Consider the following 6,400-nt stretch of genomic DNA (forward strand, 5'->3'; position numbering starts at 1 on the left):
CTAAAAACTATTAAAAAGGGAATATTGGGTTTTAAAACTCAATCGGTAAATTTTTTTTTGTGAAATATTAATGATGAAAAAATCTTTCTTCACGCTTGTTCTATATTCGTCTCTACTGACTGCCAGCGAAATTGCCTATCGCTTTGTATTCGGGATTGAAACCCTGCCGGCGGCGAAAATTGCGGAAACGTTTGCGCTGACATTTGTGATTGCTGCGCTGTATCTGTTTGCGCGTTATAAGGTGACGCGTTTGTTGATTGCGGTGTTTTTTGCGTTCAGCATTATTGCCAACAATGTGCATTACGCGGTTTATCAAAGTTGGATAACGGGCATTAATTATTGGCTGATGCTGAAAGAGGTTACCGAAGTCGGCAGCGCGGGCGCGTCGATGTTGGATAAGTTGTGGCTGCCTGCGTTGTGGGGCGTGTTGGAAGTCGTGCTGTTTTGCAGTCTTGCCAAATTCCGCCGTAAGACGCATTTTGCCGCCGATATTTTGTTTATTGCGGCGATGTTGCTGATTTTTGGACGTTCATTCAGTACGACGCAGGAACACGGTATTTCGCCCAAACCGACATACAGCCGCATCAAAGCCAATTATTTCAGCTTCGGCTATTTTATCGGGCGTGTGTTGCCGTATCAGTTGTTTGATTTAAGCAAGATTCCTGTGTTCAAACAGCCTGCGCCAAGCAAAATCGGGCAGGGCAGTGTTCAAAATATCGTTTTGATTATGGGCGAAAGCGAAAGTGCGGCGCATTTGAAATTGTTTGGCTACGGACGCGAAACTTCGCCGTTTTTGGCCCAGCTGTCGCAAGCCGACTTTAAGCCGATTGTGAAACAAAGCTATTCTGCCGCTTTGATGACGGCTGTGTCCCTGCCCAGCTTTTTCAATGCGATACCGCATGCCAACGGTTATGAGCAAATCAGCAGCGGCGATACCAATATGTTCCGCCTCGCCAAAGAGCAGGGCTATGAAACGTATTTTTACAGCGCGCAGGCTGAAAACGAGATGGCGATTTTGAACTTAATCGGTAAAAAGTGGATAGACCATCTGATTCAGCCGACGCAGCTGGGCTATGGCAACGGCGACAATATGCCTGATGAGAAGCTGTTGCCGCTGTTCGACAAAATCAATTTGCAGCAGGGCAAGCATTTTATCGTGTTGCACCAACGCGGTTCGCACGTCCCATACGGCGCATTGTTGCAGCCTCAAGATAAAGTATTCGGCGAAGCCAATATTGTGGATAAATACGACAACACCATCCACAAAACCGACCAAATGATTCAAACCGTATTCGAGCAGCTGCAAAAGCAGTCTGACGGCAACTGGCTGTTTGCCTATACCTCCGATCATGGCCAGTATGTGCGCCAAGATACCTACAATCAAGGCACGGTGCAGCCCGACAGCTATCTTGTGCCGCTGGTGTTGTACAGCCCGAATAAGGCCGTGCAACAGGCTGCCAACCAAGCTTTTGCGCCTTGCGAGATTGCCTTCCATCAGCAGCTTTCAACGTTCCTGATTCACACACTGGGCTACGATATGCCGGTTTCAGGTTGTAGCGAAGGCTCGGTAACGGGCAATCTGATTACAGGCGATGCAGGCAGCTTGAATATTCGCGACGGCAAGGCGGAATATGTTTATCCGCAATAAGCGGCGAGAAAACCAATAAAGACAAATTTAGATGATGTCGGGGATAGATGCCCGACCGACAAGACTATGCAAAATATGAAAAACCAAGTACGCGGATCAGGCATGGATGCCCGATCCAACCCAGCCAATGTTTCAGACGGCCTGCAAAACAGTTCGGGCCATATCGGTGCCAACACGCGCTACCGCCTGACCAAGCTCGGCGAGCAAATGGCGCGCCTGCCCATTGACCCGAAAATCGCACGCATTTTGTTGGCGGCGAAGAAACACGACTGCATGGCGGAAATATTGGTGATTGCGTCCGCGCTATCGATTCAAGATCCGCGCGAGCGGCCGCTGGAAGCGCGCGATGCCGCGGCCAAGGCGCATGAACGCTTTACCGACAAGCAATCCGACTTCCTTGCCTATCTGAATATTTGGGACAGCTTCCAGCGCGAGCGCGATAAAGGCTTGTCCAACAAGCAGCTGGTGCAGTGGTGTCGCCAATATTTCCTGTCACACCTGCGTATGCGCGAATGGCGCGAGCTGCATCACCAGCTTGCCCAAACCGCGATTGAAATGGGTTTGACCACTAAAGAAGCAGCGTTTCGACAACCTTCTACCCAAGAGCAATTAAGGCCGTCTGAAAGCCAAGGCGACCAAGATTTGGCGGCCAAACTCAAACAAAAACAACTGGATAAGAAACAACATCGCGCACAAATCCGTGCCGCCAAAGAAGCCGGCTACGAACAAATCCACCGCGCCCTGCTGACCGGCCTTATCGCCAACGTTGGCATGAAATCGCCCGACGGCAACGACTATACTGGCGCGCGCGGCAGCCGTTTCCACCTTTTCCCTGCATCAGCCCTGTTCAAAGCCAAGCCCAAATGGGTGATGGCGGCAGAATTGGTTGAAACCACGCGCCTTTACGCGCGCGACGTCGCCGTTATCCAGCCCGAATGGATCGAGCAGGAGGCGCCGCACCTCGTCCGCTACCATTATTTCGAGCCGCACTGGGAACAAAAACGCGGCGAAGTCGTCGCCAGCGAACGCGTGACGCTTTACGGCCTGACCGTATTGCCGCGCCGCCCCGTGTCTTACGGCAAAGTTGCGCCCGAAGAAGCACGCGAAATCTTTATCCGCGGCGCATTGGTGGCGCAGGAAAGCAATCTTCAGACGGCCTTTTTTGCCCACAATAAAAAGCTGATTAAAGAAATTACCGAACTCGAACACAAGTCTCGTAAGCAAGACGTATTGGTCGATGACGAAGCCCTGTTTGCGTTTTATAACGAACGCCTGCCCGAGCTGGTGTGGAAAGACGCGAAAGGCGGCGTTTGGGGAAGCGAAGAATCCGTACGGCTTATTGAATCCGACAAAGCCGAAAGGTCGTCTGAAAATGAGCGCAACGAGTTTCGTAAAAACAAGCGTAATGGGTCTCGCCAAAATGAAAATCACGGCTACACCGTAGGTTGGGTTGAAAACCCAACATCAGCCGCAACTGCAAAAACTGTTGGGTTTGACAACCCAACCTACGCTACCCAGCAACCCACCCCCTCCCCCGCAGGGGAGGGTCGGGGAGAGGGCAAAACAGTTGCCACCCAAACCAACTTTTCCGCAACCTCAACAAACCCTCTCCCTAGCCCTCTCCCACAGGAGAGGGGACAGAGTGCCGCAGCTTCAACAGTTCCAGACGACCCCAAACCCAAAAAGCAGCCTGCACTCCCAAAAGGCCGTCTGAAACCTTTGCCCCTTGCCGATATCCGCACCTTTGAAGCCTGGCTCAAAACCGCCGAGCGCGACAATCCGCGCCTCCTGTTCCTCAGCCGCGACGATTTGATGCAACACGCCGCCGCGCACATTACCGAAGAGCAGTTCCCCAAATTCTGGCAAACCGCAGACGGCAAGTTCAAACTTTCCTACCGCTTCGAGCCGCACCATCCGCTTGACGGCGTGACCATGACCGTGCCGCTGACCGTCCTCAACCGCCTGCACGCGCCGTCGCTCGAATGGCTGGTGCCCGGTATGTTGCGCGAAAAAATCCAGCTGCTGATTAAAGCCCTGCCGAAGCAAATCCGCCGCATTTGCGTGCCCGTACCCGATTTCATCACCAAATTTCTCGAAAGCAATCCCGACCGCCAAGCGGCCATTATTCCCCAGTTGGCGCACTTTATCGCCAAAAGCGCCGGCGATATGCGGATTCTCGAGCAAATCGACCAAGACGCATGGGCGGCGCAAGAATTGCCCGAACACTGCTATCTGAATCTGCGCATTATCGACGACGGCGGACAAGAGCTTGCCGGCGGCCGCAAACTGCACGAATTGCAACAACAACTTGGCAAAGCCGCCGCCACCACCTTCCGCGACAACACCCAAGAATTCGAGCGCGACAACGTGACCACATGGGACATCGGCACCCTGCCCGAATCCATCAAATTCGCCCGCGGCAAACAGCAGCTCACCGGCTACCTCGGCCTGCAAAAAGAAAAAGACGGCCGCATCGCCCTGCGCCTATTCGACACGTCCGCCGCCGCCGAACAAGCCCACCGATTAGGCGTGATCGAACTCATGAAACTACAACTAAAAGAACAAGTTAAAGACCTGAACAAAGGCATCCAGGGCTTCACCCAAGCCGCCATGCTGCTCAAACACATCAACGCCGACACCCTGCGCGACGACCTCACCCAAGCCGTCTGCGACCGCGCCTTTATCGGCGAAGACGAACTGCCGCGCAACGAAAAAGCCTTCAAAGAACAAATCAAACGCGCCCGCAGCCGCCTGCCCGCCGTCAAAGAAGCCCTCAGCCGCTACCTGCAGGAAACCGCAGCCGCCTACGCCGAACTGAACGGTAAACTCGGCAAACACCCACTCACCCACCTCATGCGTCAACGCCTGCAAACCCTGCTCGCCCCCGGCTTTGCCAGCCATACCCCATGGGCACAATGGCCGCGCCTCCCCATCTACCTCAAAGCCATGACCCTGCGTCTCGAAAAATACAGCAGCAACCCCGCCCGCGACGCAGCCCGCGAAGCCGATATTCAAGAGCTGGAACAAATGTGGCAGGAAAAAACCGACAGTCTGATCAAACAAGGCCTCCCCATTTCAGACGGCCTTGCAGGGTTTAAATGGATGATTGAAGAATTGAGAGTGTCGCTGTTCGCGCAGGAATTGAAGACACCATATCCGGTGTCGGTGAAGAGGTTGATGAAGGAGTGGGGGGAAAGTAAATGAAAGCTAACTAAAAAATATAATGCATATGTTTTTATGCAATTACTGCAAAATAAAATATAAGATAGTACAATCTAGACCATTTCAAATAAAAAAAATATACAAAATATTGTATCAAATATTTTTTTAATACTTATATGAATGATACGTTATGGAGTTTAGCAACATGGCACAAAATAATTTAATTAATCCAAATTCAGATAAAAATACTGTAGATCAACTAGATTTGTCAGATCGAAATAATTTCCCTTTATTCATAAAAAAAATAACCATAGATCGATTAAAACAAATTAATAATCTAACTGTAGAATTTAAGCATCCTATCTCCATTATTGCAGGTGTCAACCGTTCAGGAAAAACCACTATGCTGACCACAATTGCATGTAGTCATGAGAATTTCAAAAAGAGGAATATAACGAATGGCATTCTAGAAAGGCATACATGGCAAGATTTTATGAAATTCACAGTAAATGATTGCCAAAATGATGATTACAAATATTCCATTGAATATAAAATTGGTGGCAAAATCCAAACAAAGAGTGGAAAGCGAAATCAGTTTACGAAAAAATGGTCTGGGGTAGCAAAAAAAGAAGGACAAATTAAAAATAGGGAAGTTAGATATATAGACCTATCTAGACTATTACCTGCTCGTAATTTTGGAAAGGCTATTCTACGAAAAAATCCCAGCAACAGTGCTGTAGATGCAAAACTAACGATGTGCTTATCGCATATTTTAGAAACTAATTTTACTATAACAACCCAATTTTCTCATCAAGATAAGGACACTTTTTGCTATCAAGGGTTATATTCTAGTTTTAATGCTGCCTCAGGCGAAGAATCTTTAATTAGATTATTAAGAGAGATTATAGAGGCATCAGAAAAATCATTAATTTTAATTGATGAAATAGAGGCTAGCTTACACCCCAAAATTCAACGTAGGCTAATAGATATTCTATATTTCTTTTCTAGATATGAAAAGAAACAGTTTATTATTACCTCCCACTCTCCAATAATTTTATCATGCTTACCTAAACACAGTAGAATTTTCATAGAGGAAAAAAATGGCAACTATAAATGCGAACAAGATAAAAGTATAAACTTCATCTTGTCAAAAATGGATTCAATTACATATCCATTAATTGATTTATGCTGTGAAGATGCGGTTGCAATGAGAGTTATAAATAAGTTACTGGATGAATTAATTCATCAAGATTCTTCATATCGAAATTTGATTAACGTTATGGTAACAGGTGCTGCATCAACGACCTTCAATATATTTAACGCTTTCAAAAATACATATAAAGATAGAAAGATTAAAACGGGATATGCTTGTATTTTAGATGCAGATATGAAATCAAACCAAACATACCAAAATAATGAATATATTCATTTTTTACTAGGTCAATATACTAATGAAAATCCCGAAACATTTTTAGTAAAAGAATATTTAGGCCAAAATCCACATGAGAATCTTCAATATTATGTAAATAATGCTAATAACCATGTTCTTTTTAAGAAGATGCATGAATTAGATATAGTTAATTCAAATAC

Annotated in this window: 3 protein-coding genes; all 3 read left to right on the plus strand. The window is 47.4% G+C overall.

Annotated features, from left to right (window positions below):
* Window positions 1-70: 70 nt before the first annotated feature.
* Window positions 71-1,648 (plus strand): phosphoethanolamine transferase, encoded by a 1,578-nt coding sequence (gene lpt3, locus ACTHUE_RS09315; RefSeq protein WP_219089098.1) that lies wholly within the window; start codon window positions 71-73, stop codon window positions 1,646-1,648.
* A 66-nt stretch (window positions 1,649-1,714) separates the two neighbouring features.
* Window positions 1,715-4,852, plus strand: a complete 3,138-nt coding sequence (locus ACTHUE_RS09320) for a DUF3418 domain-containing protein (protein ID WP_440423340.1) — start codon at window positions 1,715-1,717, stop codon at window positions 4,850-4,852.
* A 163-nt stretch (window positions 4,853-5,015) separates the two neighbouring features.
* A partial coding sequence (locus ACTHUE_RS09325; protein WP_440423342.1) for an AAA family ATPase occupies window positions 5,016-6,400 on the plus strand: 1,385 nt, incomplete at its 3' end.

The sequence above is a fragment of the Neisseria sp. P0021.S005 genome, from assembly GCF_051956955.1.